The sequence below is a fragment of the Providencia sp. PROV188 genome (genome assembly GCF_027595165.1).
Taxonomy (GTDB): domain Bacteria; phylum Pseudomonadota; class Gammaproteobacteria; order Enterobacterales; family Enterobacteriaceae; genus Providencia; species Providencia lanzhouensis.
Genome location: NZ_CP097291.1, coordinates 2779907 through 2806793, shown reverse-complemented (window position 1 = coordinate 2806793; position 26887 = coordinate 2779907). Strand labels below are relative to the sequence as shown.

Below are 26887 nucleotides of genomic sequence, written 5' to 3'. Positions count from 1 at the left end.
TATTAACTATGTGGAAAAAGCTTCACCAATTAGCAATTCCAATGAACTTATATAGAATATGTGGGCGACTGGCTCCATGGTTCATTGTGTTAAGTGTGATCTTTCTGGCGGTGGGCTGGGTTTGGGGCTTTGGTTTTGCACCAACCGATAAAACACAGAGTGATAGCTACCGGATCATTTATATTCACGTCCCCGCGGCCATGTGGTCGATGGGGATTTATGCCACTATGGCTATCACGGCGTTCATCGGTCTTGTGTGGCAGATGAAAATTTCTGAGTTAGCTATTGCTGCAATGGCACCCGTCGGCGCTGTATTCACCTTTATCGCGCTTGTCACCGGCGCCACATGGGGTAAACCAATGTGGGGAGCTTGGTGGGTATGGGATGCGCGCCTGACATCTGAATTGATCCTGTTATTCTTATATGTTGGGATCATTGCCCTGTGGCACGCATTTGATGACCGCCGTACAGCAGGAAAAGCGGCTGCCATTTTAGTGTTAATTGGGGTGATCAATTTGCCGATTATTCACTACTCAGTTGAGTGGTGGCAAACTCTGCATCAACCATCAACACGTATGCAAGAAAGCATTAACCCAGCGATGCGTACACCATTACGTTTAGCTATTTTGGGGTATTTATTCCTGTTTATTTCGTTGACACTAATTCGTCTGCGTAACCAACTGTTAATGTTAGAGCGTAACCGACCTTGGGTACTGGAACTGATGACTAAGCGAGAAAATAGCCATGAGAGGAAATCATAATGAATAGTGCATTTGCCTCTTGGAGTGACTTCATCGCCATGGGTGGATATGGATTTTATGTTTGGTTAGCGGTTGCGCTAACCCTTTTGCCATTAGCAGCATTGTGTATCCATACCTATATTCAACGAAAAATGATTTTTAGCGCGATTGTTCAGCAACAAGCGCGAGAAGCAAGACAAAAAGCCGCTAGAGCGCGCAGGGAGGGGATGTGAATATTCGTCGCCGTAACCGACTGTGGTTGGTTTCATCCATTATTTTAGGTGTTGGGCTGACTTTTTCATTGGTGCTATACGCCTTAAGTTCCAGTATCGACCTGTTTTATACCCCCGGTGAAGTGATTTACGGGAAGCGAGAAACGCAAAAAGTACCTGAAGTCGGGCAGCGTTTACGCGTGGGTGGCATGGTGATGCCTGGCTCCGTTGTGCGCGACCCAGACTCGCTGAAAGTGACTTTTACCGTTTATGATGCGGAAGCCGAAATTGACGTGAGCTATGACGGTATCTTGCCTGATTTATTCAAAGAGGGGCAGGGTGTGGTGGTGCAAGGGGAATTAGAACCAAATAACCATGTGATGGCGAAAGAAGTGTTAGCCAAACATGATGAAAACTACACGCCACCAGAAATTGAGCAAGCGATGCAAGAAAACCATAAACGTCCTGCTGCAATGTATAAGGACAATGCATCATGATCCCTGAGATTGGTAATATCCTTCTGTGTTTAGCATTAGGGGTCTCTGTATTACTCTCTTTTTATCCTCTGTGGGGTGTGGCACGTAATGATGCCCGCCTGATGGCGGCATCTAGACCACTAGCTTGGCTGCTTTTCCTGTTTATTGCAGGGGCATTTTTAGTCTTAATTAATGCCTTTGTGGTAAATGATTTCTCCGTCACTTACGTGGCAAATAACTCCAACACGCAATTACCGATTTGGTACCGTGTGGCGGCAACATGGGGCGCTCATGAAGGGTCTCTATTGCTGTGGGTACTGCTCATGAGCGGCTGGACATTTGCGGTGGCGTTATTTAGTTATCGTATGCCTCTGGATATTGTGGCGCGAGTGCTCGCGGTAATGGGTATGGTGAGCGTCGGTTTTTTGCTGTTTATCATTTTTACCTCAAACCCATTCTCTCGCACCTTGCCCTCCTTCCCGATTGAAGGTCGTGACTTAAACCCACTGCTGCAAGACCCAGGACTGATTTTCCACCCGCCATTACTGTACATGGGCTATGTGGGCTTCTCGGTGGCCTTCGCCTTCGCCATCGCTGCATTACTCAGTGGGCGCTTAGATAGCTCCTTTACCCGTTTTGCACGCCCTTGGACGCTAGCAGCATGGTTCTTCTTAACACTGGGAATTATGTTAGGGTCGGCGTGGGCATACTACGAATTAGGCTGGGGGGGCTGGTGGTTCTGGGATCCGGTAGAAAATGCCTCCTTTATGCCGTGGTTAGTGGGAACTGCCTTAATCCACTCATTATCAGTCACTGAGCAGCGCGCCACCTTCAAAGCATGGTCGCTATTATTGTCGATATTTGCCTTCTCATTGTGCTTATTGGGTACATTCTTAGTCCGTTCAGGCGTATTGGTTTCGGTGCACGCCTTTGCTTCTGACCCCGCTCGAGGGCTATTTATTCTTGCCTTTATGGTGTTGGTGATCGGCGGCTCGCTGCTTGTCTTTGCGATACGTGGCCATAAAGTACGTTCTAAGGTGAACAACGCATTATGGTCACGGGAATCCCTGCTATTAGGGAATAACGTGATTTTAACCGCCGCCATGTTGGTGGTGTTGTTAGGCACATTGCTGCCGCTTATCCATAAACAAATTGGTTTGGGAACGATTTCGATTGGTGAGCCGTTCTTCAACACTATGTTTATCGCCTTGATGGTACCTTTTGCGCTGTTACTAGGTATTGGACCGCTAGTGCGCTGGGGACGTGATCGTCCTGCGGCTATCCGCAAATTGCTGCTGATGGCGTTAGTGCTGACACTCATTCTCTCTTTCTTGCTGCCTTGGCTAATGCAAGACCGAGTTGAAGCGCTGACAGTGCTGGGCTTAATGATGGCGTGCTGGATTGTTATTTTGGCCTTCGCTGAAATGAAGGTGCGCATCAGTAAAAAAATCAAACTGACCTCAAGCTATTGGGGAATGGTACTGGCTCACCTTGGTTTGGCGGTGACTATCGTGGGGATCGCCTTTAGCCAGAATTACAGTATTGAACGTGATGTGAAAATGAAGCCGGATGATAGCATTGCTATTCGTGGATATACCTTTGTATTTAATGGGGTACATGAAGCGGATGGTCCAAACTATCAAGGGGTGATTGGTACTATCACGGTGAAAGAGAATGACAAGGTGCTCACCACGTTGCATCCAGAAAAACGTTTTTATAGCACCAGCCGTGCAGTGATGACAGAAGCCGCTATTGATGGCGGGATCACCCGTGATTTATACGCGGCTCTGGGTGAGGAGATTTCCCCAAATGTGTGGACACTGCGTTTGTACTATAAACCGTTTGTCCGCTGGATATGGGCGGGTGGCGTATTTATGGCAGTAGGCGCGTTATGCTGCTTGTTTGATTCGCGTTATCGTCGTCGCAAGCTACAAGGGGAAGCTGTATGAATCGCAAAGTCTTTTTAATTCCTTTTGTTATCTTTGCGGCGATTGCTGCCGTGCTGTTATGGCAATTGGTACGTAATGCGGAAGGGGATGATCCCCGCTTGCTAGAGTCTGCCTTGATTGGTAAGCCAGTGCCTGTTTTCCGTTTGGAATCCTTGGAAAATCCGGGGCAGGAATATGACACCAAGGTACTGATCCAAGGGCAGCCAATTTTATTGAATGTCTGGGCGACATGGTGCCCGACTTGCCGTGCTGAGCACCAATATTTGAATCAGTTAGCATCGCAAGGGATCCGCGTTGTGGGAATGAACTATAAAGATGATCGCCAAAAAGCGATCGGCTGGCTGCGCGAATTGGGTAATCCATACGCATTAAGTTTATTCGATGGACAAGGCATGCTGGGACTTGATCTCGGTGTGTATGGCGCGCCTGAAACCTTCTTAATTGATGGGCAAGGGATTATTCGTTATCGCCACGCCGGTGCGGTTGATGAGCGAGTTTGGCAAAACGAGCTGAAGCCGCTGTGGGATCGTTATAGCAAGGAGGCCAATCAATGAAATATGTGATTGCCTTGATGATGTGGGCGCTCAGTGCAGGTGTAAGCTTGGCTTCCACGGAAGTTTTCACGTTCGAAAATGAACAGCAAGAGCAGCAATTTCGTAAATTAACGGAAGAGTTACGTTGCCCGAAATGCCAAAACAACAGTATTGCTGATTCCAACTCGATGATCGCTCTCGATTTGCGCCAGAAAGTGTATGAGCTGATGCAAGAGGGAAAAAGCCGCGATGAAATCGTCGATTATATGGTGGCGAGATATGGTTATTTCGTGACGTATAACCCGCCATTAACGCCGCTGACCGTAATGTTATGGGGGATGCCATTTGTGGCTATCGCCGTTGGGGGATGGTTGATTTACGCCCGTTCTAAAAAACGTGTCAGAGCCAGCCAAGTCGCTCAAAACGATGATGACGAGCCGTTGCCTGAAGCGAGCCGTGTGAGTGCTTGGGTGTATGTTCCTGGCATTGTGATAGCGTTGGGTGTCGCAGGTGCTGCGTATTATGAAGTGGGTAGCTACAGCAAAGTGAAAGATTGGAATGTGGCTTATCAGCAAGCGCCAGCATTGTTAGATAGAGCGCTGAATGCCAATGAGCTTCCACTGAATAATGAAGAGATGGAGAACTTGGCTTTAGGTTTACGTACTCGCCTTCAAGAGGATCCACAGAATATTGATGGCTGGGTGATGCTTGGTCGCATTGGGATGGTATTAGGGAACGCCACCATGGCAACCGATGCTTATGGTCGTGCTTACCGCTTATCCCCTGACGATGATGCGGTCGCATTAGGCTATGCGGAAGTATTAACCCGTTCGTCAGACCCAAGTGATAACCAAGAAGGTAATGAGCTACTCAAAAAGCTGATTGCGAAGAACCGAACTAACGTTAAAGCGCTCAGTATATTTGCGTTTAATGCGTTCGAACAAGGGCGTTATCCCGAAGCAATTTCGGCTTGGCAGATGATGTTAAAGCTGTTACCTGAGAATGATCAGCGTAGAGCTATTATTGAGCGCAGTGTCGAGCAATCGCTGATGATGCTGCATGAGAAGAAAGAGACACCGGAAGGTAAATAACGCTTTTCGGGGCATCTGGCATTAATGTGATTGAATAAAGGGAGCTTAGGCTCCCTTTATTTTTGATATAAGGATGCAATGTAGTATTGGCGTTCTTTTAAAACTAAATGGTTTTTTAAAATTATATTATTTAGATGTTCTATTATAAAAAAGCGTCTGTATTTTATTGATTTATTATGATTGTTATTTAAATCTATTTATTATCAAAGCATTAAGTAATTTACTAGAGTGACTGATATAAATGATTCTATATATAAATAGATGTTTATATATCTATGTTTTTCATTTCTTAAATAAATGTTGACAGCATGCTATTTTGTTAATTAATTTTAATGCGTAGTTTGTTGAAACTTTATCTTAAATAACACATGAGGTGATCTTTATGGAATTTGTCATTCTTAATGAACGTGTTTCTGCTATTAATGAAGAAAATGCGATGTACAACGAAGATGAATCTATCGAATTAGAATAATAAGTTATATTGAATAGCCGCTAATTGCGGCTTTTCTTAATGGAGGCTAAATATGGATTTTTCGCTACTAAAACCATTAATTAAATGCTCACATCATATTTTAATATCTGATGATGGCGATATTTGCATAGGGGAAATACCTCAAAAGGGTTGTATTATTAAAAGTCCGGAAGGGTGGGTGCTATCGTTATTACCCAAACTTGATGGAGAGCATACTATTCCCAGAATAGTAAAGGAATTGAAATCTTTAGGATTTAACGTTGATAAAGAATGTATTATTGAGTTTATTAATAAGCTTAATCAGTTAGGCGTCATTGAAATTTCAGATACTTATTCGGATATTCTTAGTCAACAAGAAATAAATTTATATGATAGGCAGTTATTACAATTTTCGTTAATTGATAGCCAAAAAGTAGGTGGTTTAAAGTACCAAGAAAAGCTCAAAAATAGCCGAGTTTTGATTCTAGGTATGGGAGGATGGGGTACGTGGTGCGCAATGCAGTTAGCTATGTTAGGTATAGGCACATTGAGGTTGGTAGACGGTGATGTGGTTGAGCTTTCTAACTTAAATAGACAAGTTCTTTATACTTTTGATGATATTGGAAGCGCAAAAGTTGAAGCTGCTGAAATAGGTATTAAACGGCATAATAGATATACCAAGGTTGAGAAGTACAATGAGTTTGCAACGATAGATAGAGATCGGTTGATGGAAGTTTTAGATGGCGTAGATGTCATTTTAATTGCATGGGCTAGTTTAGGTTATTTTAGAAAAAATACAGTTGAAGGTGTTATTCATGATATCGCCCATGAAAAAGAAATATCGATAATTGAATTGGGGGGAGATCCTTTAGACATTTCAGTTGGACCTATTTATTTAAATGATGGGTACAATTCAGGCTATCATGCGGTAAAAAATAATATTAGAAATAAATTCTATAGCCAGAATCATGAAGTTGAAAAATTTCAATTAGCAAGAATGAAACACCAGTTTTTAAATGGCAAGAGAAAAGTAAACGCTTGGCAAAGTACGCCATCTCTTGCGGTCATGTCAGGATTAGTAACAGACCAAATTGTTAAGTTAATTACTGGCTATGATGATGTGGTATTGAAAAATAGGAAAATATTCTTTTCGCTAAGAGACTTTAAAATGACTGAGGAGCTTTTGTGAGGGAAATTCATAAGTTAACTAATAGTTTTAATAACAAAGGATATGTTCAGTTTCCTATGGAACAATACTTTTCAGAGTTAGATAAATTTTATGATGATTTTCTTGATATTAATGATGCTGAATGGTCATTTATTATAAAAAATAAATTTGCTCCAGTGGATTACTATAAAAATAAGCACTCTAAGCTTGAGATAGAACAAGAAAGAGAAAAAGCACTACAAGAATATCACCAAGGGAATTTTTGCTATTCATTTAGGCGAATAACTGATAACCAACAAAGAAAGTCAGTGTCATCTTTTTTAGCGATTAAGACCTTTTTAGATAGCACAGAATTCAAATCCTTTCTGTCTGAAATAACGAAAAAAAGTATCAATACATTATCGCTATGTTATTTAAGCTGGTTTGATTTAGGGGATTTCCTAACCACACACTGCGATTCAGGTTCCTGCATTAATATTGTCATTAACTTTACGAAAGGTTGGGAACATAACCATGGTGGCTTGACTTTTATTTTGGATAAACAGAAAGAAAACATCATAGAAGCATTAGTACCAACGTATTTGAGTACATTAATTATTGATACGGGAGAAAAAAGCATTCCCCATTTTGTCTCAATGGTGAGTTCGGTAGGTGTTAGAGGCTCTAAAAGAATGGCGGTGGTTGCTCGATATGACGCATAAAAATACGGTCATTATATTTGCAGCGATAATATCTATACTGTGGGGGATGGGGTTTCCGATCTCGAAAATCGGTATTGGAATTGTTGGGGCATGGGTATTCCGATTCTATTCCGCATTGATAGCTTTGCTGGTGCTGTTATTTGTATTTTTCTTTATATACAAAAAGCAATTTATAGTGAGTCATTTTATTCGTTGCATTCCTCTTGGCATTTTAAATATGTTCCTCGTGCCAATATTAAACAACATTGCGCTCCAATTTACGGACTCCGTTAAGGCATCGGTATTGGTCTATACCATGCCAGCGATAACGTCTTGCTTTGTGATGATAAGCCAGCGGAAGATAATCTTGAACTCGTTGGTTGTCTCGGTACTTTGTGGGCTTGGAATTCTGTTTTTTACCTCATTTGATGCGATGAGCTATGGTGAAGTGATTATATTGTTGAGTGCATTTGCATGGGCGCTAGGAACCTTTCTATCAGGACACGTTGCCGTCAGCGTTGATGTTTTTTCAAAGGTGCTTTATCAAAATATCACTTCATTTTTGATTATATTGATTTTTACGATGTTTCTATCTGTCAATTTAGATCTGACAAGCTATGGATTGAGTTACCATAGATTGATGATGGAATTGCTGATTCCCGTGATTTTTATCGGTGTAGCAAATGGGGTATTAGTTTACATTTTATGGTTTTACATGATTGATAATGGCGGGGCTGAACTATCGTCTTATTCGATTCTTATTTCACCGATGATGAGTGTGCTTATTTCGTATTACTACTTAGGTGAAGCAATAAACGTGAATATGTTGATTGGAATGGTTTTGATTTTTACTAGTGTCGCTTTAGTCTTTTTGAAGAAGAAAAACTAACGGGTACATTTTACCAATATTAATTAACTCTGTATTGCTTAACCCAAGTTAGTTAGTTTTTTTGTCAGGCTTGCGAGCTGCATTTTGCCTTAACAATAATGCCAAAAAACAATAACATTAAGCCTCTTATTAAGATACAATCTGCGCCCATCTATAGGCTATGAAACACCGGAAAACCGTTGCATTTACGTCACGCGATTCGACAATTTGCCGCTTACCTTGCCTTACTCGCTGTTGCGATGCTGTTCGTTGCGCCATTGATTTCAAAATCAATGTCACATATGAACAACTGCTCGATGGGGCATGGGGAAATGGCGGAGCATTCGATGCAGCAGCATCAAGAAATGCCATTGTCTGAACATTGCGAAGATGGCGGTGCGATGAACCATATGCTGATGACGGGAATCGGGCAATCACCGATGGAAGACATCGCGTGTGGTTACTGCCAACTACTTGTTCACTTCCCATTTTTGATTTTATTTGTTGCTGCGGTGATCCGCCAATTAGCAACCCTCGCTATCTTTGTTCCTTTCGAACGTTGTATTCAATTACGAATTTTCCGTCCTTGGTCATTACAGCTAGCTCGAGCACCACCGACATCCTATTGATTCTTATTTCTTTATTTAACGTAATTTAAAACTGCATTTTGTCTTCAATGGACAAAACCACTTCGCTTATCCTGAAATTTAGCTTCATTTTCAGGAGGCTAGGCTGTTTTTCAAAAGAAGCTGAGTGGTCATTAACTCCTTGAGTTAATAGCAGTAAGAAACAGATAAAAATAGGCTAAAAATGAACTCAATTAATTTTAAATTTGCACCTATGACTGCGCTGGTGATTTCGGCTATCGCGTCAACATCCACTTTCGCCAAAGAAGAAAATCAAAGCTCAATCACCGATAGCTCAGTGATGATTGTCACCGCGCCAGTGGACTCGCCGTTAACTATTTCAACATCGCTTAAAACCCCAAGACAGCCAGTACCTGCGAGTGATGGCTCTGATTACTTGAAAACGATCCCCGGTTTTTCCCAAATCCGTAACGGTGGAACAAATGGCGACCCTGTTTTTCGTGGCATGTTTGGTTCTCGTCTTAAGATCATGACGAATGACAGTGAAATGTTGGGAGCGTGTCCTTCCCGTATGGATGCGCCGACATCCTATATTTCACCGGAAAACTTTGACTTGCTCACCATGGTGAAAGGTCCTCAAACCGTATTATGGGGACCTGGAAACTCGGCGGGAACGGTGCGTTTTGAGCGTGAAAAAACTGTCTTTACGGAGGGGGGCATTCAAGGTAATGCGAGTGCATTGACGGCATCGAACCAGCGTTGGGATGCTAATGCGGATGTGAGCTTGGGCAATGAGAAAGGCTATGTACGCCTGACTGGCAATAAATCTCACTCTAATGACTATAAAGATGGAAACGGGAACAAAGTACCGTCTAAATGGGATAAATGGAATGCGGATGTTGCAGTGGGCTGGACGCCGGATGAATACACATTACTCGAGCTTTCCGCAGGGAAAGGTGATGGTGAAGCGCGATATGCAGGGCGAGGAATGGATGGCTCTCAATTCAAGCGTGAAAGCTTAGGATTACGTTTCGAGAAAAGCAATATCGGTGAGGTATTCGATAAAATCGAAGGGAATGTTTACTACAACTACGCCGACCATATTATGGATAACTATTCACTGCGTAGCCCAACGAGCACAATGGGATCTGGCGGTGGGCATATGGGCGGTGGCCATGGCGGGCACGGTATGATGATGAATATGCCAATGAAAATGCGTGTTGACCGCGAGACGATGGGCGGTCGAGTCATGGGGACGTGGTTATGGAGTGATTATGAGCTGCGTACTGGTGCAGATATGCAGACCAATAAGCACCGTAAAAACAGCAATAATAGCTGGAAAAAAGATGCAGAATTTCAAGATTATGGCGTATTCAGTGAGGTCACTTGGACTGCGAGCGAGCAAGGTAAGGTGATTGGTGGTGGACGTTTAGACCGCGTATTGGTGGATAATTACACCGATGTAGGGTCATCCGGTCGTAACACAGTCATGCCAGCAGGATTCGTTCGCTATGAACATGCATTACCTGAAACGCCAGTGATGTTATACGCAGGGGTAGGGTATACAGAAAGATTCCCAGATTATTGGGAGTTATTCTCGCCAAAAATGGGTCCGAATGGCAGCAAAAATGTTTTCGACAATGTGAAAACCGAGAAAACGACACAGTTAGATATTGGTGCGAAATACAATGATGATAAAGCCAATGCATGGATTTCTGCTTATGTAGGGCGCGTTGATGATTTTATTTTATTCCGCTATAGCCCAACTAACGCCAGAATGAGCCAAGTTGAAAACGTCAATGCGATGATCATGGGCGGTGAAATGGGCGTCGCTTATCAACTCAGCGATGAGTGGAAAGCCGATGCAAGCCTTGCGTATTCTTGGGGGAAAAATAGAACTGATGGACGTGCACTGCCTCAAATGCCGCCATTGGAAAGCCGTTTAGGTTTAACGTGGGAAAAAGGCGATTGGACAACGACGGGGTTGGTGCGCATGGTGAGTCGTCAAGATCGCGTAGCAATCAACGAAGGTAACGTGGTTGGAAAAGACTTCAGCGAAAGTGCAGGTTTTACGGTATTTTCGATGAATACTGCATACCGTATTAATGAAAGTGTAAAACTGAGTGCGGGTGTTGATAACTTGTTTGATAAAACTTACAGTGAGCACTTGAACTTAGCGGGTAACAGTGGATTTGGTTATTCGTCCAATAGCCCTGTAAATGAGCCAGGTCGAACATTCTGGGGTAAACTGAACGTCACGTTCTAATTTATTCAGTACTGAATGAAGCTAACAACCCGTGTAAAAGCGGGTTGTTAGTTTTTATGTAATCACAGGAATATAGTAATTCAGCTCTTGGATGTAAGTATGAGGGTGACTAGTAAAATCCTCATAAGTTGGCGTTGATTTTAAAACATAATGTTCTATATCAGCGCCTAAGCCGCGAGCAATATCCATCTCGGCGAGCACCTTTCCATAAACGGTATAAATAATGTCGTTATAGTCAGTACCTTGTAAGTTACCGATAAATTTAATTTGCAAATAATTGCCGGCAGGCACCATCAATTTTTTAGTAAATGGTGGCATAACATCAAGATCGTTTTCATCAAATGCAGTGGAATAGAGGAAGCGGCCTTCTTCATCGGAGCTTTTATCAACCCCGTGGATAGCATATAAGTTTTTGGCAACAATCTTGTTTTTATCTAAAAAGCTTTTCCAATACTGGCGTCGTAACTCTTCAGTTTTTAAGTTCCACTCGTTAATGCCTTGTGTGTAGCGATGAGTCATTCCTACTAAGTGGATCTCTTTCAACTCAACTAATTCCACATGAGCTTCGAGCTCTTTACTTTCACGCAGAGGAAGGCAGAACCCTTCAATATGCCAGCCTGAGCGTTTACGATATTCTGAAGGCGTTACACCAAATTGTTTCTTGAATGCACGGCAAAAAGTTTGTTGTGAATCAAATCGATAGCGTAGTGAAATATCCATGATGCTATCACTCGTCAAGCGTAAAGCAACCGCAGAGCAGGATAAACGACGAGCGCGAATATAAGCACCTAACGCAAGACCTGTTTGGGCTTTAAATAATCGTTGAAAGTGCCATTTAGTGTATCCAGATTTATCAGCCACGGTATCAAGGGAGAGCCGTGACTCTAAATTTTGTTCGATCCAGAGAATAATTTCCCTGATAACACTTTCTTGTAGCATGGTTACCTTTCCAGTTACTTTTACAACAGGCGTTATTTTTAAGTAAGCGCCAAATCTGAGCATTAAAGTTAGATAAAACTCATCGTAATTGAACATAGGATAGCATGTCTACTGGCAATTTTTTTATATGCAATGTGAAGTTAGGTAAGTTTTAATTGGGTTTTTACACTCGAAATGATGGTTGGTTAGGCTATTAAACAGAGGTAACGTATTAGGAATACGCTGAATTTTTTGATAGTCTACAACGCATTTTTTGTTAACTCAGTCTTTATGCAAAGAAAATGCTATTCATATAAATAGAATTAAAGCGTTTAACAAATGAATCGAATTAAAGCAAATATTCAATAGGTTACTCGATTCAGTTGGTGTGAATATAATTCAATCATCATTCATTAATATTCATATTTTGTATGACAAAATAAGTTATTTGAGAAAAGTTAAATAAATGATAAAAAATTATTCTGATAGTGATAGATGATTTAGTCAGTTATTATTATGATATTGCATGTTGTTTAAGTGAATATGTCATTAGTAGATGATTTAAAATATAAGAATAAATTTAAGTATATAAACGTAAGCTATCATTATTTGAAAAAAGTTAAGATAATCCTTGATCATTGTTTTTGTGATTTTGTAATATAGCCATATGCTGCAGATCATCATTAAATGAGTAATTAAATTTTTGCATCATTATTTGATGGGCATAATAAGTAAATATACACAGGTATTAATCTGAATTTTATGTGATTGCTATCACGCTTTTATTTTTATATTACATGGATTATTGGTTTTATTTGTAATTTAAATCAACCAATTACAGTTTTAAGTGAAAAATATCTATTTATGAATGTCACTAAATGATGTGATGTATGTCGTATTTTATTAACATAAGTCAATTAATTAAACTTGGTGTGATGATAATTTAGCTGCCCTCATAATTGGTATTCAATCTAATAGTAAAAGGAGCATTTATGAATGAAAATGAAATTGCGAAAAAGCTAGGGATTAAGATCCGTATGCAAAGAGAAAGTCATAAAATGAGTATTCAGCAAGCGGCCGATTTAATTGGTGTTTCTGAAGATGAAATGAATCGTTTCGAGAGTGGAGAAAGCTGCATTGATGTTGATTCACTTTTTCAATTTGCCTATTTATTTAACTTGGAACCCGCATCATTCTTATATGGTGTTGTGAACATAAATAGTGGCGCTCGTAGTACACTTCATTAAAAATATCAGTATGTTATGTTTTTTATTTGTTTTTAATAGTTAGCTATCACTAGGAAAGCAAAAATTCTCTATTTTCGACCCTGCTTTGATAAAAGGGACTCCATGAATTTAATCGTCTGACCGGAAGAGATTATCTGTTTTACTATTATAGGTTGTTTCTTCCGGCTTAATACTCTGCTTTTAGATTATATCTGCATACAATAACTGCCTATTATGAATAATCTCATAAAGCTCATCAAAATCATCGCACCTAAAAATAAAATAAAACTCTAGTCTCAATATGAATTAATAACGCACAAGTTTAAATTATATTGATAGCTAAACTTAACTTTATTTAAATGATGATAATCTTAATTTAATTATTTATAAGTGAGTAATCATATTTTTATACGGGAATATACGAATATTCATTAAACGTTAATGATTGTATTACTTTTTATGTTAAACAAATAAACAGATACATTTAGTCATGATTTACTCGGAATCCATTTGTTATTAATATGCAGCTGTAAACTGCTGACGAATAAATTGTGGTCGCTCTACCTCATCTAATATCGCTACCGCTAAATCCTGAACGGATATTTTTGCGGGGGTATTGCCATTCATTAATAGCTGTTTTCCACCAAGGCGAAATGTTTCTGTCCGAGCGCCATCTTCAAGCATCGCGGCAGGAGAAACAAATGTCCAATCTAAGCTATCGATAGATTCCAACGTCGTTTTAAATTCTTTGACAGCTTGGGCTCCAGGCCAAATATTGGCTGGAAAATCGGGGGAGTCGAGCAATAGAACACCAGGGGCGATTTCTAAACTGCCGGCACCACCAACTACAATAAATCGTTTTATACCCGCCCTTTTTACGGCATCTAAGATTGCTTGGTTACCTGCAACCGTATCGCGGTACAGATTAGGGTTACTCCATCCTCCATTAAATGCGCTAAGCACCACATCTTGACCTTTAAGCCGGGATGTTAGCCATGCCACATCCGTAATATCTCCTGATTCAGCAATTAAATGAGCATGTTGGGCGAGCTGATTGCTGTGACGAGAAATTGCAGTAACTTGATGATGACGCATTAAGGCTTCAGAAACCAACGCTTTACCGACAAAACCCGTAGCTCCTAGGATCGATATTTTCATGTTTAGCTCCAGCTGCCTTTCATTTGTCAGGCTTGATGAATGTTAATGAAAGTATAGAGCATGAAAATGTATTTGGTTGTTTTTTCTCTAAACTCTAGAGCGACAAAAATCAATCACATGGGTGATCCTTTGCTGAAACTCGGGTGTCAGCCCAGCCGGGGAAAGCCCTAATGAAATTTGGCGTAATGGTTCAGCTATCGTCATAGAGAGGATCAAATCGCTGATAATGGCAAAATCATGCTGTTGGATAATTTCGTCTTGCGCATGGCGGGTTAACCATTGATTGAGTAATTGGCGACTGCGCTCAATACCGTTTTGTTGGTATTTTTCTAATAGCAATTCTTTGTGCACAAAATCTGTCTGCAATAAGCGATACAGCCCAACAGCTTCTTGGGAAAGAACAGTTTTTGCGACAATTTCTAAATTATTCTGCAATAGGCTAAATAGCTCATCGCGGGTCGTGGCTTTATGTTCAAACAAGGGTACAAAGCTATCCGTCCAATTGAGTACGACTCTTTCCACGAGTTCTTCACGATTTTCCATAAACCGATAAATGGTTTTTTTAGCTACGCCTGCACGTTTTGCCACATTATCAATACTGGTGAGTTGGTATCCATCTTCAAGTAGTGAATTCAGCGCTGCATTCATGATTTTTTCTTTGAGAAGCGCCTCAGGAATACTTGGGCGACCTCGAGTTGGCTTCTTCTCACTGTTGTTTGACATAAATGGCTTACCTCATTTTGCTATCTTGACTTTTTTTCATTTTAGCTCAAAACTAATTAGGAAACAAAATAAGTTTCCTAATAAAACGAGATAGGTAGGTCATCATGAAAACAAATCAAACATGGGCAGTTGACGACATAAATCAGTTGCTACTTCCACATCCGTTACGCATGGAAATGGGTATTGAGCGTGATGAAAATGGGTTATTAACAGTCGCAGTTCGTACCGATTTGCATGGTTGTAAAGGCCGAATGTTAACGTGGTGGTTTACCTTTTTTGAAACCACACAACATATCCGCTGGTGGCATCCCCATGACCATGTTGCTCATCACGGCTGGGATGATAAATGGCAAAAAGGGCAAAGTTTTATTGGCGCTTCCATCCATGCGGTTGAATCTCTCGGTGCGATCCCGCCTGTTGCTGCGAAGTTAAAATTTAGAGAACCAACGGATTTCTTTGAGGCTTCAGCTTATGAAAAAGCCATCAAAGAGGGGCATATTTCCGGTGCAGTTTGCTCTTCGATTGGCTTTGGTGAGCATATTGAAATAGATGCCAAGGGGTATCCTATTGATGGGAAAATGATGCATCTAGCCCGTGATACTGAGTTTGGTTGTGTATTACGTAGCCGTTTCTTGCTAGGCGCATCTCTTGAGGATCCGCGCACACAGCTGTCCGATGAAATTGGACTAGAGCTAATGCGCCACTGTTATAACGAATTTACCTATTTGTCTCGTTTCTTGCCGTCATTGTATTACGGCGAGCACGCGAATGGGGAAAATGCGTCATTACCATGGTGAAGTCGGGTAGAGCTTCAGCGAGATATCAACCTAATTAATCTATAAACAAAGTCTGGATGGTTAGCGCTATACCTCCGAATAGTGTTAGCTTTCCGGGCTTTTTTCTCTAAATAATTTCAAGATAATACTGGTAATGATAGCGATAGCCCCACCTAATGCAGTTTCAAGAACGCGATCAAACAATAATGTATAAACAGGATGACGCCAATAAACCACTTGCTCAAGAACGGAGAGGATTAGGCTGGTGACGACAAAAGTCATAAAGGTATAGCCGTGATGAAAGCTCATTGGCAGCAAAAAGGCGAAAACCAAAATCGCCACTAACCCAATATAAGGCATCAACGGGGTATTAAATAATAGAAATAGGAATAACACGGAAATTAAGCTACCCGCCACCCGTTGCAGTGTAATGCGTACAATGCTTTCAGATTTTGGGTGTAATACAAAAACAAAAGTCAGCAATGTCCAATAGAAATGCCCTAAATCTACCATCCGAGGGATAGCCAAAGTTAATAGTAATCCAATGGTATAGGTCATTGACCGCGGGATAATATTTTTACGTAGGGTAAATAGATTTTTTTCCACAGTAAGTGGCGTAATAATGGAATGGCGAGTCATTTTGTGGCTGAGAAAATAATAGGTGAGCAAGGTAACACCACTGCCAATTAAAAAGCCTAAGGTCAGGCTTTTTGATACTTCAGGCAAGATTGTGCCAATGGTGGACATGATAATCATGAATTTCATGGTTAAGTCCATGATCGGATCTGTGCCATAGAGCTGATAATAGATAAATGAGAATATCGCCAGATAAATATAAAACCCAGTGCCTAAGCGTAGCGTATCGCCAATATAGATGGCGACTAGAATCATGGATAGCCAAAAAGCAGTATAGAGGTAATTTTTATATTCTTTAGCGGCATTAAATAGGTTAAATGAGTAGAGCGTTGAAAATGCTGCCCACATGGCGGCCTGAACGTCGATCAGTGCAAATGCTGTGAGAGCGCTTAAAACTAAGCAGCTGCTGAACAGAATTCCGTCATGGATAGCAGGGATTTTCTTCATATTATGATGCTCAAAATTCGTAGTCTAACTCTTTAATTATTAAGAGTATTCTATGATAACATATTGCTATTTGAAGACAAATTTCCCCTTTAATAACATATGAACCTTTGTTTTTAATGGTACAAATAAAGAGGTTGATTATGAGTGAATGTATTCATCTATCTGAAAAAATGCATAATAGCGCAGAGCGAGAGCAATTTGTCGTCATGATAAGGAAGAATAAATGCAAATAATTAATCCCCATGATTTTGTTTGGGTTGGTAGTAATAGCGATGTCCCTCTTGATACTCTGCCGGAATGGGTTCAAACGCAGTGGAACAGTAAACTACCCCTTATTGTGCACCGAGAAAAAGCTGATGAAAACCAACTCACCGTGGCTATTCGTGGTATTAAGCCCCATCAGCGTGTGACGACCCAAATTTCAAAATCGGCCATTACGCACATCATGAATGTGGAATCTTTAGTGTCGAATTCCATTGAACTGCAACGTTCGATGTTTATTGCGTTACCTCCTATCCAAGTTTTGTTGCTAATTTCTCAGCACAATTGGCCTTGGAAGTGGGGAGTGACGGGTAGCTGCGCTTATACACTGGCGACGGATATTCAAAGTATGCTGACAGATTGCGACCTTGATGTGGTGATCCGATGCCCAACTCGCCAGCAAAAAGAAGACTTTGCGCAGTTTGCAATCAAAGCCAATACGCCATATTGCCCAATTGATATTCATGTGGAAACACCGAAAGGTGGGTTTTCTTTAGCGGAATGGTTTAAAAATGACCAAGTAACGCTGCATACCCCAACGGGGGATGTGATGACTGCCGATCCTTGGGATGAAAGCCTCTAGGTGATTTGTGATTAAAATGAGCAGTTTGGGTCTGCTTATTACTCAAACTGCTCAAAAATTAATTTTGATGCTCGTACAGGTGTTTTTTTAGTGCTCGATAGACGGCTCGATTTCTGCGGCACGCTTCCACTCTTGCATCGCTGGTAATGCAATAATGCGCTCAATCCATTGTTGAGCCTGCTCATTGACTTTTAATTGGTAGCTTTGAATACGAAATGCTACAGGTGCAAAAAATGCATCGACGGCAGTAAAGTGTTTTCCTGCTAACCAAGGTCCTTCAAATTTATCAAAACCTTCCTGCCATAATTGCTGAATGCGATTTAGGTTTCCTTGCAGTTCATGTGAAATTTCAGTGAGAGGCTCATTTCTTGTCACATTCATCGGGCACTGTTGGCGTAGTGCGGTAAAACCAGCATGCATTTCAGCACTCGCGCTGCGAGCCCAGGCTCTCGCTGATTTTTCAGTGGGCCAAACTTGAGGGAAATCTTCGGCAACATATTCACAAATTGCCAAAGAGTCCCAAATGGTCTTATCGCCATCAATCAGGCATGGCACTAAGCCTGAAGGTGAAAAACGGCTAAATTTTTCATGGCTACTTTTGCCATTTTCGAAGAAGCAAATATTCTCTTCAAAAGGGATTTGTAATGCTTTTAACAGGATCCAAGGTCTTAGAGACCATGAAGAGTAATTTTTGTTGGCAATCCATAATGTATACATACGCTAGCCTCTAAGAATAAAGAAAAAACAACCTATAGACAGAGTACCAATTTAGCAGGAATAGAGAAAATTAGATTAATTTATTTATGGAAATAAAAATTTCACCTACCTATTTTAGAAAAGCTGAACTATATTTATAACAAATTCATCTATCATATTATGATGGGTAATAAGAAAATCAGCAGATTAAATAATCTTAGGCGCTATTAGATGTAATTTATTTACATAAATAGAAGATTCTTTATTAAAGGTTTACGCTTGTAATAAGAAAAATAGAATTCATCTATTTTTCATCATGATGATGATACTATTTGAATATCTTCGACAAAATATTTGTTTAACTTTGGGATAGGAATAAAGCCAGATTAACCTTATGATTATTCCTACTTGGTAAAACAAGTAATTACCTTTAAAACTATATGGTTTTTAAATTATGCAATGGAAAAATAACGCCACTCGTTATGGGCATCTTTCGCTGCTCATTCATTGGTTGGTCGCAATTGTCGTATATGGAATGTTTGCATTAGGCTTATGGATGGTGTCATTAGGCTACTATGACACCTGGTATCATCAAGCTCCTGAAATACATAAAAGCATAGGAATGTTGCTATTCTTTATCATGCTTTTTCGTGTGGTTTGGCGATTTATTTCTCCACCACCTAAGCCGTTATCGAGCTATAGCAAATTAACGAAATTTGCCTCCATTACGGTTCAGCTTTTAATTTATATTATTTTATTCTCTATTTTGATCAGCGGTTATTTAATTTCAACTGCGGATGGACAAGCAATAAGCGTATTTGGTTGGTTTGAAGTGCCAGCATTATTTACAGGTGCAGCAGAACAAGCGGATACAGCAGGTGAAATTCATCTTTATTTAGCTTGGGCTGTTGTTTTGTTATCTGTTCTGCATGCATTTGCAGCTTTAAAACACCATTTCTTTGATGGTGATATTACTTTAAAAAGAATGTTGGGTTTTAATCCCGATAAATAACGTGGAGAGAGTTATGTTGAAGAAATCTATTTTAGGTCTTGCTGCGGGTACTTTATTATTATCAGCAGGATCTGCATTGGCAGAAAATTATCAATTTGATAAACAAGGTCAACACGGTTTTATTGAATTTCGTATCCAGCATTTAGGTTACAGCTGGTTATACGGTAGCTTTAAAGATTTTGATGGTAACTTTACTTACGATGCGAAAGATCCTGCAAAAGATAAAGTTGAAGTGACAATTAAAACTGGCAGCATCGACACTAACCACGCAGAGCGTGATAAGCATTTACGTAGCCCAGATTTCTTAAATGCAGCAAAATTCCCAGAAGCGAAATTTGTCTCCACAGAAGTGAAAAAAGAGGGTGACAAATACCTCGTAACAGGAGACTTCACCTTAAACGGCGTGACAAAACCAATCACTTTAGATGCGAAATTAACGGGTGAAGGTAAAGATCCTTGGGGTGGCTACCGTGCAGGCTTCGAAGCAAAAGGGAACATTAAACTGAAAGAGTTTAATATCAAATCTGATTTAGGTCCTAAATCTCAAGAAGTTGAGTTAATGCTGTCTGTTGAAGGTGTTCAAGTTAAGTAATTCGTATTTTTGAAATGCGTTTCCTTCAATTTATCAAAGCCGCAGGGACTGAAATAAGTGTCTGCGGTTTTTTCATTCTTAATTCTGATTAGAACTGTTAATTTTCTACTTTTTTCTTCGCATTTACTCCTATTCCTATAGCGATATGGTCGCATTCACGACTAGAATAATAAGAGTTTATTATTGAGTATTGGTTTTTTGGCTTTTGTTGTTAACAACAAATTGTTAAAAGACAGATTGTTAAAAGGCAGATTCACTTTGAATACAAACAGTTCACGCAAAATCGCAGTAGTCGTTAGCATCATTTTTATTATCTTTGCGCTGGGTTTTTACTGGTTAAGTAAAGACAACAACGTACTATCGACGGAAAGTAATAGCGAAATTCATTCAGAGGCCATTGCTCAAGTTGAAAAAGAACTGCCGATTTTAGTCACTATCAAAAAATTAAGCCCTGTCACTTACCAGAGCTTTGAGCCTTTAATGTCTCAATATGATCCTGCTAACGAAGACTTACGTCGTCAATTATTGGATCAGGTTGTTAGCCAATCAATGAATCTGGTCGTTGAGCGCATGCCTTATGCCTCCGATGAAACAGTAATTAATTTTGTCGCTAAAGTGAACGACAATATCAAATCATTGTTAGAGCAAGACCCATCCGGGAAAATGTGTTATGACGCGTTATTCCCACAGTTAAGGGATCCTGAGGATGTCATTCCGCCACAAAAAAGCCAAGATGTCTTATTAAAACAAGTGAGTGCAATCAATGCCTTGTTGATTTCTAGCGAAACAAGCGAGAAGCGTACAACGTTATCTGAAGAAGAGTATCAGGCATTGATGGACTCCCTGAGAATCGGATTAACGGAAAAATATGGAAATGACGTTACCATGCTGATTGATGTAAAGGCTGGGAAAAAATCACCTGCAACAGTTTGCCAAATTTCAATTAGCTTGTATGACTCCGCGCTAAATATTCCTGACAATCAGAAAAAAGCAGCATTATTGCGCTCATGGTTTTCTGCAAAGAAAAAACAATAGCGCCGGCTAATCCATTCCATCTTTTAATAGGATTAACTCACTGGAAAACGTCAACAGTTTGATCGAGTGAGTTAATCCTTGTTGCATTTTGTTTCAATATCTATCCTCTAATAACACGCCGAAAACGATATACTGTCTAATATAAATAGTAGTTATTTATTCGCGTGGCTTATCTGCGCTACTCATTCAATACCATTTGGAGGCAAGATGCGATTTGTGAAGAAAAGCATTGTAACGCTCTTAACCATCGCTGCAATTTATGTTCCTGCCATGGTTTCTCAGGCTTGTACCCGCGTTGTTTATCTCGGGGAAGACCAACAAATTATGACCGGTAGAACCATGGATTGGAAATATGATGTGGGTACCAATTTATGGATTTTTCCACGAGGAATGGAGCGAAGTGGGGCAGCAGGACCACAATCACTCAAATGGAAATCCAAATACGGTAGCGTGATAGCGTCAGGTTACGATATTTCTACGACGGATGGTGTTAATGAAAAAGGGTTAGTAGCAAACTTACTCTGGCTGGCCGAATCGAAATACCCTGAGTTAGATAATAAAAAGCCCGCATTGTCTATTTCACTATGGGCGCAATATATGTTGGATAACTATGCCACGGTTGAAGAAGCGGTTGCCGCATTAGAAAAAACGCCTCTGATAGTCGCGACTGATAAGGTTCCGGGACAAAATCGCTTAGCGACTTTGCACTTGTCGCTTTCCGATGCGAGTGGTGATAGCGCGATTATCGAATTTATCGATGGCAAACAAGTCATTCACCATAGCCGTAAATACCAAGTCATGACTAACTCTCCGGCTTATGAAAAGCAGTTAGCAATGCAAGAGTATTGGCAAGGTATTGGTGGCACGGTAATGCTACCAGGGACCAACCGCTCAGCGGATCGTTTCGCTCGAGCGCAGTTCTACATTAATGCTATTCCACAAAAAACAACGCCAAATAAAGCGGTTGCCAGTGTGTTTGGGGTTATTCGTAATGTGTCTGTTCCATACGGTTTAACGTCTGAAACGTCCCCTGAGATTTCATCTACCCGTTGGCGCACACTGGTTGATAGTAAGCGTCAACTCTATTTCTTTGAGTCTGCTTTAACGCCAAATATTTTTTGGACGGATCTAAAGAAAATTGATTTTTCCAATGAGACCGGAAAAGTGAAAAAATTAGATCTCGGTGAAGAGCAAAGCCATATTTATTCGGGTGATGCGACCGCGCAATATGTTGATACCAAACCGTTTGAATTTTTGGGACTGAGTGCAGAGCAGCTGGGCTACTAAGTCCAAGATCCCGAGTTTAACCTCCTGTACAGCAGGAGGTTGATGCACATCAACTCATTCATTCTTTATCTATGAAAACGTTGCACTATTAAGATGAACGGCATAAGATGTATTTAATATGCAACTTAAAGGTGACCCCATGACTGAATTAGTGTGCTACAAAACCATGCCTGTTTGGGATAAGGCTTCGGTTCCATTAATGTTCCAAGACCGCCATAACACCAAAGAAGATACATTCGCCCAATTGAAAGTGTTACAAGGCTCCCTCGATTTTATTATTTTTGATGAAGACGGTAGCGAGCAAAAATTTACGTTTGATACGCAAAACCAACCACCCGTGATTGAGCCTCAAGTCTGGCATCGTATTGCTGATTGCAGCGATGATATGCGTTGCCAACTCTCTTTTTTATGCCGCCCTGAAATTGAGTTTTATAAGCGGTATGATCTCAGCGTGCCTCACTCTGAAGTGCGCTATCTTTGCGAGAATAACTTAGCAAAACCTTGCAAAGTATTGGATTTAGGTTCAGGTCGTGGGCGTAATAGCTTCTACCTTGCCCAGCAAGGGTATGATGTGACGGCAGTGGATATTAACCAAAACCATATTCAAGCCATCGAAACTGTTAAGCAGCAATCGGGCATAGAGAACATCCATACCGCGCTGTATGACATTAATAGTCACCAAATCCAAGGTGACTATGATTTGATTATTTCTACCGTCGTGTTGATGTTCTTACAACGGGATAAAATTGCTGACATTATCGCGGATATGCAATCACACACTGTAGAGGGTGGAATTAATATTGTGGTATGCGCGGTAGAAACGCCAGATGCGCCACTGGATATGGTGCCATTTAAGTGCTTCTTAAAACCGGGTGAATTACAGCAATATTATCAAGACTGGGAAATCCTCAAATACAATGAAAACCCAGGACACTTGCACAGAACGGATGCGCAAGGTAACCGAATTAAACTGAACTTTGCAACGCTGATAGCTAAGAAAAAATAACCTGCGATAGCGAAGATAATAGGTTGTAAAATTAACGAGGAAAATCAATTTATTGATTTTCGCCTGATAACACAAAGAGGGAAAAACCACGCTTTTATCCCTCTTTGTCATCAACATAATGGGTTGCCTAGGCAACCCATTATGCGTTCTATGGTTAGGGAAAAATGAATTTTAGGGCTTGGACGCTGCTGCTTGTTTTTCGCTGCGCTCTAAGGTTTTTTCGAGCAGCACAGAATAAAGTGGTCGACCCCCTAAGAATTGTGCCACCATTGTTGCGCCAATACAGGTAATAATCATCGGTAAAATCAATTGATAGTTATTGGTCATTTCCAACACTAAGACAATGCCCGTTAATGGCGCACGCACTGTCGCGGCAAACAACGCTCCCATGCCGGCTATTGCAAAGGTACCGACTTCAATCGAATAATTTGGGAACAGCTCCAGTGCCGCATAACCATAAATGCCTCCAAATAGCGTGCCAAGGGCTAATAACGGCGAGAAAATCCCACCTGGCGCACCAGAACTAAAGCTGATGGTTGAGGTTAAAAAGCGCAGGGCAAAAAAGACCATCAGCATGGTGATAGTAAAGCTATTGGCGACCATTTGATGGATCACGCTATAGCCGCCACCCACAACTTCTGGCGCAAATACACCGATAGCGCCACAGCTACCCCCAATCAAACCACCCATCAAAACAAACCGTGATACTTTATTTTGGTAGAAAGCTAAAAATAGGCTTTGCAGATAGAGCAAGAAGCGGTTAAAGCCAATGCCCACAATTCCAAATAACATGCCTAAAATCAGATATAACCACAGGGTTTCCATGGGGGCAGAGGAGAATTGCCCAATGTTTAATACCGCGGCTTCGCCATTAATTAGGCGAAAGACAATGGTGGCACTGACGGCACCAATAAACACGGCTTTGATGGAAATAAGGCTGTATTTAAATTGTGGGCGCATCTCTTCGATGATAAACAGTATCCCCGCTAATGGGGCATTAAAGGCGGTAGAAAGGCCTGCAGCGGCACCCGCAGCCAATAATGTATGGCGAGATTCATTATCTTTGAGGCGAAATAGGTCATAAAACATTTGGCTAATGTTCGCCCCCAGTTGCACGGTGGGACCTTCACGACCGAGCACCATGCCGGAGCCTAACGTACCTAACCCACCGATAAATTTCACTGGGATCACTCGCCACCAACGGACAGGGCGCAAATCTTGCAGTGCCCCTTCGATTTCTGGGATCCCAGAGCCTCCCGCTTCAGGTGAAAAGCGTTTAACCAAATAGTAGCCAAGCATGGCTAATAGGGCGGAAGCCACAAACATGGCAGGAATCACCAACCATTTGTTGGTGACATATTGGTTAACAGATGCGATACGAATATTGCTGACCCACTCAGTCCCTAGCATAAACAGGGAGCCTATCAGCCCAACGACGGCACCAATAATAGCCGCTAAAACAAGCACTTTGAGTGGTGTTTTATCGGATTCTTTCACGTGACGTAAAAAACTAAAATGGGTTTTGTTGTCTGATTTTGGAGTCGAATTAGCCTGCATCATCGCTTTTTGATTCTCTTAAAATGATTTAACAACAATAACTTATGAAGTATGAATGATAAACATAGTATAGCAATACTGCTTTGAAACCCCAGCAAAAAATCAACTGGGCTTAGTGAAACTGCCTATTTTACAACATTGAATAATTCTTATTTATAGTGAAAGTTAATGTAGATCAACAAACCTGCAAATAGAATTTTAAGGTGCTTTTCTATTTATTTAAAAGGGGTAATCTTAATGTTGTATATGAAATGCAACTTAAAGAGGTTTCCTCCATGTATTGTGTGCAATGTGAACAAACAATTAGAACTCCAGCAACCAATGGCTGCGCTTATTCGCAAGGTATGTGCGGTAAAACCGCTGAAACTTCAGACCTGCAAGATTTATTAGTTGCTGTCCTGCAAAGCTTATCTGCAAGTGCGGTGGTGGCTCGTGAACTGGGCATTATTGATCATGATGTGGACAGTTTCGCACCGCGCGCTTTCTTCTCTACATTGACCAATGTTAACTTCGATTCTGAACGTATTATCGGTTATGCCCGTGAAGCCATTTATCTGCGTGATAAATTAATCAAACACTGCCTGTCAGTGAATAGCGCAGTGGCATTTAATCACCCGCTAATCAACCTGCAATTAGCAGGGCAGGATATTGCGACTCTGCAACAGCAAGCGGCACAATTTGCGTTAGATGTCGATAAAGCGCAAATTGGCGATGATATTCATGGTTTACGTATGCTGTGCCTGTATGGCTTGAAGGGTGCGGCGGCGTATATGGAGCATGCTCACGTTTTAGGTCAGTTTGATAACCAGATTTATGCTCAATACCATGAAATTATGGCGTGGTTAGGCACATTGCCAGCGGATATGAATGAGCTGCTCGACAATGCAATGGCTATCGGCATGATGAACTTCAAAATCATGGAAATTCTGGATGCAGGTGAAACCGGAGAATTTGGTCATCCAGTTCCAACGGAAGTTAACGTGCGCCCAGTTGCCGGTAAATGTATTTTGATTTCAGGTCACGACCTGAAAGATTTAAAAATGTTGTTAGAACAGACCGAAGGCACAGGCATTAATATTTACACTCACGGTGAAATGCTGCCTGCTCATGGTTATCCTGAACTGAAAAAATACGCTCATTTAGTGGGTAACTACGGCAGTGGCTGGCAGAATCAGCAAGTGGAATTTGCTAAGTTCCCGGGCCCTGTTTTAATGACCTCTAACTGCATTATCGACCCTGATGTGGGTGAGTATAAAGCACGTATCTGGACTCGCAGCATTGTGGGTTGGCCGGGTGTGAAACACATTACAGGCGACAGTTTTGCGGAAATGATAGCGCAAGCGCAGGAAATGGCGGGCTTCCCATACACTGAAATCGAACACAAAATTACCGTCGGTTTTGGTCGTCAAACCCTGCTGGGCGCTGCGGATGCAGTGATTGATCTTGTTGCTCAGAAAAAATTACGCCACATATTTTTAGTCGGTGGTTGTGACGGTAGCCGTGGTGAGCGCAGTTACTACACTGATTTCGCTCGCAGCGTACCGAAAGACTGCCTGATTTTAACGCTAGCTTGCGGTAAATACCGTTTCAACAAATTGGACTTTGGTACCTTAGAAGGCTTACCGCGTTTACTGGATGTGGGTCAATGTAACGATGCCTATTCTGCCATTATGTTAGCGGTGAACTTAGCGGAGAAATTAGGTTGTGGTGTAAATGACTTACCGCTGAGCCTGATTCTCTCTTGGTTCGAGCAAAAAGCCATTGTGATCTTGTTAACCCTGCTTGCTCTGGGTGTGAAAAACATTTACACCGGTCCAACGGCTCCGGGCTTCTTAACCGAAAATCTGCTGAATATTCTGAATGAAAAATTCGGTATGCGCAGCATTACCACGGTTGAACAAGATCTGGCGGAAATCCTGCCTGCGTAATTTGATGGAAACCAAGGGGGAAGCG

27 protein-coding genes are annotated in these 26887 nt (G+C 41.1%); 21 read left to right on the top strand and 6 right to left on the bottom strand.

The annotated features are described in order from the left end of the window. The first annotated feature begins 8 nt into the window (after positions 1–8). The 12 genes from M5X66_RS12915 to M5X66_RS12860 all read left to right on the top strand — a co-directional run bounded on the left by M5X66_RS12915 (position 9) and on the right by M5X66_RS12860 (position 11021). Positions 9–761: a heme ABC transporter permease gene (locus M5X66_RS12915; RefSeq protein WP_036952096.1), complete on the top strand. Its 753-nt coding sequence runs from the start codon at positions 9–11 to the stop codon at positions 759–761. After that, positions 761–973, top strand: coding sequence for a heme exporter protein CcmD (gene ccmD, locus M5X66_RS12910; RefSeq protein ID WP_036952095.1), 213 nt, complete (start codon positions 761–763; stop codon positions 971–973). Before M5X66_RS12915 ends, ccmD begins: the two co-directional genes overlap by 1 nt. Beyond that, a complete protein-coding gene (gene ccmE / locus M5X66_RS12905; protein WP_036952093.1) occupies positions 970–1449 on the top strand; it encodes a cytochrome c maturation protein CcmE in 480 nt (159 codons plus the stop codon). The genes ccmD and ccmE overlap by 4 nt, the downstream gene beginning before the upstream one ends. Then, positions 1446–3377: a heme lyase CcmF/NrfE family subunit gene (locus tag M5X66_RS12900; RefSeq protein ID WP_108478304.1), complete on the top strand. Its 1932-nt coding sequence runs from the start codon at positions 1446–1448 to the stop codon at positions 3375–3377. The genes ccmE and M5X66_RS12900 overlap by 4 nt, the downstream gene beginning before the upstream one ends. After that, positions 3374–3931: a thiol:disulfide interchange protein DsbE gene (gene dsbE / locus M5X66_RS12895; protein WP_036952089.1), complete on the top strand. Its 558-nt coding sequence runs from the start codon at positions 3374–3376 to the stop codon at positions 3929–3931. The genes M5X66_RS12900 and dsbE overlap by 4 nt, the downstream gene beginning before the upstream one ends. Further along, positions 3928–5001 carry a cytochrome c-type biogenesis protein CcmH gene (locus M5X66_RS12890; RefSeq protein WP_036952087.1) on the top strand — a complete coding sequence of 358 codons (1074 nt, stop codon included), beginning with the start codon at positions 3928–3930 and terminating at the stop codon, positions 4999–5001. The genes dsbE and M5X66_RS12890 overlap by 4 nt, the downstream gene beginning before the upstream one ends. 382 nt (positions 5002–5383) lie before the next feature. Next, positions 5384–5473 (top strand): pantocin A family RiPP, encoded by a 90-nt coding sequence (locus tag M5X66_RS12885; protein ID WP_071992151.1) that lies wholly within the window; start codon positions 5384–5386, stop codon positions 5471–5473. Positions 5474–5525: 52 nt separating this feature from the next. Next, on the top strand, positions 5526–6641 hold the full coding sequence (locus tag M5X66_RS12880; RefSeq protein WP_270103621.1) for a ThiF family adenylyltransferase: 1116 nt from the start codon (positions 5526–5528) through the stop codon (positions 6639–6641). Then, positions 6638–7321, top strand: coding sequence for a hypothetical protein (locus tag M5X66_RS12875; RefSeq protein ID WP_270103620.1), 684 nt, complete (start codon positions 6638–6640; stop codon positions 7319–7321). The genes M5X66_RS12880 and M5X66_RS12875 overlap by 4 nt, the downstream gene beginning before the upstream one ends. Beyond that, a complete protein-coding gene (locus M5X66_RS12870; RefSeq protein WP_230480638.1) occupies positions 7272–8189 on the top strand; it encodes a DMT family transporter in 918 nt (305 codons plus the stop codon). Before M5X66_RS12875 ends, M5X66_RS12870 begins: the two co-directional genes overlap by 50 nt. A 179-nt stretch (positions 8190–8368) precedes the next feature. After that, positions 8369–8797, top strand: a complete 429-nt coding sequence (locus M5X66_RS12865; RefSeq protein WP_154600058.1) for a DUF2946 domain-containing protein — start codon at positions 8369–8371, stop codon at positions 8795–8797. Positions 8798–8978: 181 nt separating this feature from the next. Continuing rightward, on the top strand, positions 8979–11021 hold the full coding sequence (locus tag M5X66_RS12860) for a TonB-dependent copper receptor (protein ID WP_270103619.1): 2043 nt from the start codon (positions 8979–8981) through the stop codon (positions 11019–11021). A gap of 54 nt (positions 11022–11075) precedes the next feature. Here M5X66_RS12860 and M5X66_RS12855 read toward each other — a convergent pair whose 3' ends face one another. Then, on the bottom strand, positions 11076–11960 hold the full coding sequence (locus tag M5X66_RS12855; protein WP_036952078.1) for a helix-turn-helix domain-containing protein: 885 nt from the start codon (positions 11958–11960) through the stop codon (positions 11076–11078). Positions 11961–12931: 971 nt separating this feature from the next. Here M5X66_RS12855 and M5X66_RS12850 point away from each other — a divergent pair. Continuing rightward, the gene (locus M5X66_RS12850) at positions 12932–13186 is read left to right on the top strand and encodes a helix-turn-helix domain-containing protein (RefSeq protein WP_036952076.1); all 255 of its coding nucleotides are present in this window, start codon (positions 12932–12934) and stop codon (positions 13184–13186) included. A gap of 495 nt (positions 13187–13681) precedes the next feature. On the opposite strand, the gene M5X66_RS12845 is transcribed toward M5X66_RS12850, so the two are convergent. Both M5X66_RS12845 and M5X66_RS12840 read right to left on the bottom strand, forming a co-directional pair. Then, positions 13682–14323: an NAD(P)-dependent oxidoreductase gene (locus M5X66_RS12845; RefSeq protein ID WP_036952072.1), complete on the bottom strand. Its 642-nt coding sequence runs from the start codon at positions 14321–14323 to the stop codon at positions 13682–13684. A gap of 87 nt (positions 14324–14410) precedes the next feature. Then, positions 14411–15046 (bottom strand): TetR/AcrR family transcriptional regulator, encoded by a 636-nt coding sequence (locus M5X66_RS12840; RefSeq protein ID WP_036952069.1) that lies wholly within the window; start codon positions 15044–15046, stop codon positions 14411–14413. A gap of 104 nt (positions 15047–15150) precedes the next feature. Between M5X66_RS12840 and M5X66_RS12835 the strand changes: the two genes are divergently transcribed. Further along, complete coding sequence (locus tag M5X66_RS12835; protein WP_036952066.1) at positions 15151–15843, top strand: DAPG hydrolase family protein; 693 nt, start codon at positions 15151–15153, stop codon at positions 15841–15843. Between the two features lie 84 nt (positions 15844–15927). Here the strand turns inward: M5X66_RS12835 and M5X66_RS12830 are convergent, their stop codons facing one another. Further along, positions 15928–16905 (bottom strand): FUSC family protein, encoded by a 978-nt coding sequence (locus M5X66_RS12830; RefSeq protein ID WP_036952064.1) that lies wholly within the window; start codon positions 16903–16905, stop codon positions 15928–15930. A 223-nt stretch (positions 16906–17128) separates the two neighbouring features. Between M5X66_RS12830 and M5X66_RS12825 the strand changes: the two genes are divergently transcribed. Beyond that, entirely contained in the window at positions 17129–17749 is a 621-nt protein-coding gene (locus M5X66_RS12825) for a malonate decarboxylase holo-ACP synthase (protein ID WP_036952061.1), read from the top strand. A gap of 87 nt (positions 17750–17836) precedes the next feature. On the opposite strand, the gene M5X66_RS12820 is transcribed toward M5X66_RS12825, so the two are convergent. Continuing rightward, a complete protein-coding gene (locus M5X66_RS12820; RefSeq protein ID WP_132496664.1) occupies positions 17837–18466 on the bottom strand; it encodes a glutathione S-transferase family protein in 630 nt (209 codons plus the stop codon). 433 nt (positions 18467–18899) lie between these two features. Between M5X66_RS12820 and M5X66_RS12815 the strand changes: the two genes are divergently transcribed. The 5 genes from M5X66_RS12815 to tehB all read left to right on the top strand — a co-directional run bounded on the left by M5X66_RS12815 (position 18900) and on the right by tehB (position 23377). After that, complete coding sequence (locus tag M5X66_RS12815; RefSeq protein ID WP_036952053.1) at positions 18900–19457, top strand: cytochrome b; 558 nt, start codon at positions 18900–18902, stop codon at positions 19455–19457. A gap of 13 nt (positions 19458–19470) precedes the next feature. Then, complete coding sequence (locus M5X66_RS12810; RefSeq protein WP_036952050.1) at positions 19471–20049, top strand: YceI family protein; 579 nt, start codon at positions 19471–19473, stop codon at positions 20047–20049. A 258-nt stretch (positions 20050–20307) separates the two neighbouring features. Continuing rightward, positions 20308–21084, top strand: coding sequence for a topoisomerase IV (locus M5X66_RS12805; protein ID WP_154609747.1), 777 nt, complete (start codon positions 20308–20310; stop codon positions 21082–21084). A 207-nt stretch (positions 21085–21291) separates the two neighbouring features. Next, positions 21292–22371, top strand: a complete 1080-nt coding sequence (locus tag M5X66_RS12800) for a linear amide C-N hydrolase (protein ID WP_270103618.1) — start codon at positions 21292–21294, stop codon at positions 22369–22371. Between the two features lie 118 nt (positions 22372–22489). Continuing rightward, on the top strand, positions 22490–23377 hold the full coding sequence (gene tehB, locus M5X66_RS12795) for an SAM-dependent methyltransferase TehB (RefSeq protein ID WP_036952043.1): 888 nt from the start codon (positions 22490–22492) through the stop codon (positions 23375–23377). A gap of 171 nt (positions 23378–23548) precedes the next feature. Here the strand turns inward: tehB and clcA are convergent, their stop codons facing one another. Then, entirely contained in the window at positions 23549–24937 is a 1389-nt protein-coding gene (clcA, locus tag M5X66_RS12790; RefSeq protein WP_132496660.1) for a H(+)/Cl(-) exchange transporter ClcA, read from the bottom strand. Between the two features lie 272 nt (positions 24938–25209). Here clcA and hcp point away from each other — a divergent pair, with 272 nt between their 5' ends. Further along, positions 25210–26862, top strand: coding sequence for a hydroxylamine reductase (gene hcp, locus M5X66_RS12785; RefSeq protein WP_270103617.1), 1653 nt, complete (start codon positions 25210–25212; stop codon positions 26860–26862). Positions 26863–26887: the final 25 nt, after the last annotated feature.

Excerpts from the sequence above, each read along its gene's own strand:
- M5X66_RS12915 (WP_036952096.1), top strand. The coding sequence starts at position 9 with ATGTGGAAAAAGCTTCACCAATTAGCAATTCCAATGAACTTATATAGA.
- ccmD (WP_036952095.1), top strand. The coding sequence starts at position 761 with ATGAATAGTGCATTTGCCTCTTGGAGTGACTTCATCGCCATGGGTGGA.
- M5X66_RS12900 (WP_108478304.1), top strand. The coding sequence starts at position 1,446 with ATGATCCCTGAGATTGGTAATATCCTTCTGTGTTTAGCATTAGGGGTC.
- dsbE (WP_036952089.1), top strand. The coding sequence starts at position 3,374 with ATGAATCGCAAAGTCTTTTTAATTCCTTTTGTTATCTTTGCGGCGATT.
- M5X66_RS12890 (WP_036952087.1), top strand. The coding sequence starts at position 3,928 with ATGAAATATGTGATTGCCTTGATGATGTGGGCGCTCAGTGCAGGTGTA.
- M5X66_RS12885 (WP_071992151.1), top strand. The coding sequence starts at position 5,384 with ATGGAATTTGTCATTCTTAATGAACGTGTTTCTGCTATTAATGAAGAA.
- M5X66_RS12880 (WP_270103621.1), top strand. The coding sequence starts at position 5,526 with ATGGATTTTTCGCTACTAAAACCATTAATTAAATGCTCACATCATATT.
- M5X66_RS12860 (WP_270103619.1), top strand. The coding sequence starts at position 8,979 with ATGAACTCAATTAATTTTAAATTTGCACCTATGACTGCGCTGGTGATT.
- M5X66_RS12855 (WP_036952078.1), bottom strand. The coding sequence starts at position 11,960 with ATGCTACAAGAAAGTGTTATCAGGGAAATTATTCTCTGGATCGAACAA.
- M5X66_RS12850 (WP_036952076.1), top strand. The coding sequence starts at position 12,932 with ATGAATGAAAATGAAATTGCGAAAAAGCTAGGGATTAAGATCCGTATG.
- M5X66_RS12845 (WP_036952072.1), bottom strand. The coding sequence starts at position 14,323 with ATGAAAATATCGATCCTAGGAGCTACGGGTTTTGTCGGTAAAGCGTTG.
- M5X66_RS12840 (WP_036952069.1), bottom strand. The coding sequence starts at position 15,046 with ATGTCAAACAACAGTGAGAAGAAGCCAACTCGAGGTCGCCCAAGTATT.
- M5X66_RS12835 (WP_036952066.1), top strand. The coding sequence starts at position 15,151 with ATGAAAACAAATCAAACATGGGCAGTTGACGACATAAATCAGTTGCTA.
- M5X66_RS12830 (WP_036952064.1), bottom strand. The coding sequence starts at position 16,905 with ATGAAGAAAATCCCTGCTATCCATGACGGAATTCTGTTCAGCAGCTGC.
- M5X66_RS12825 (WP_036952061.1), top strand. The coding sequence starts at position 17,129 with ATGCAAATAATTAATCCCCATGATTTTGTTTGGGTTGGTAGTAATAGC.
- M5X66_RS12820 (WP_132496664.1), bottom strand. The coding sequence starts at position 18,466 with ATGTATACATTATGGATTGCCAACAAAAATTACTCTTCATGGTCTCTA.
- M5X66_RS12815 (WP_036952053.1), top strand. The coding sequence starts at position 18,900 with ATGCAATGGAAAAATAACGCCACTCGTTATGGGCATCTTTCGCTGCTC.
- M5X66_RS12810 (WP_036952050.1), top strand. The coding sequence starts at position 19,471 with ATGTTGAAGAAATCTATTTTAGGTCTTGCTGCGGGTACTTTATTATTA.
- M5X66_RS12800 (WP_270103618.1), top strand. The coding sequence starts at position 21,292 with ATGCGATTTGTGAAGAAAAGCATTGTAACGCTCTTAACCATCGCTGCA.
- tehB (WP_036952043.1), top strand. The coding sequence starts at position 22,490 with ATGCAACTTAAAGGTGACCCCATGACTGAATTAGTGTGCTACAAAACC.
- clcA (WP_132496660.1), bottom strand. The coding sequence starts at position 24,937 with ATGATGCAGGCTAATTCGACTCCAAAATCAGACAACAAAACCCATTTT.
- hcp (WP_270103617.1), top strand. The coding sequence starts at position 25,210 with ATGTATTGTGTGCAATGTGAACAAACAATTAGAACTCCAGCAACCAAT.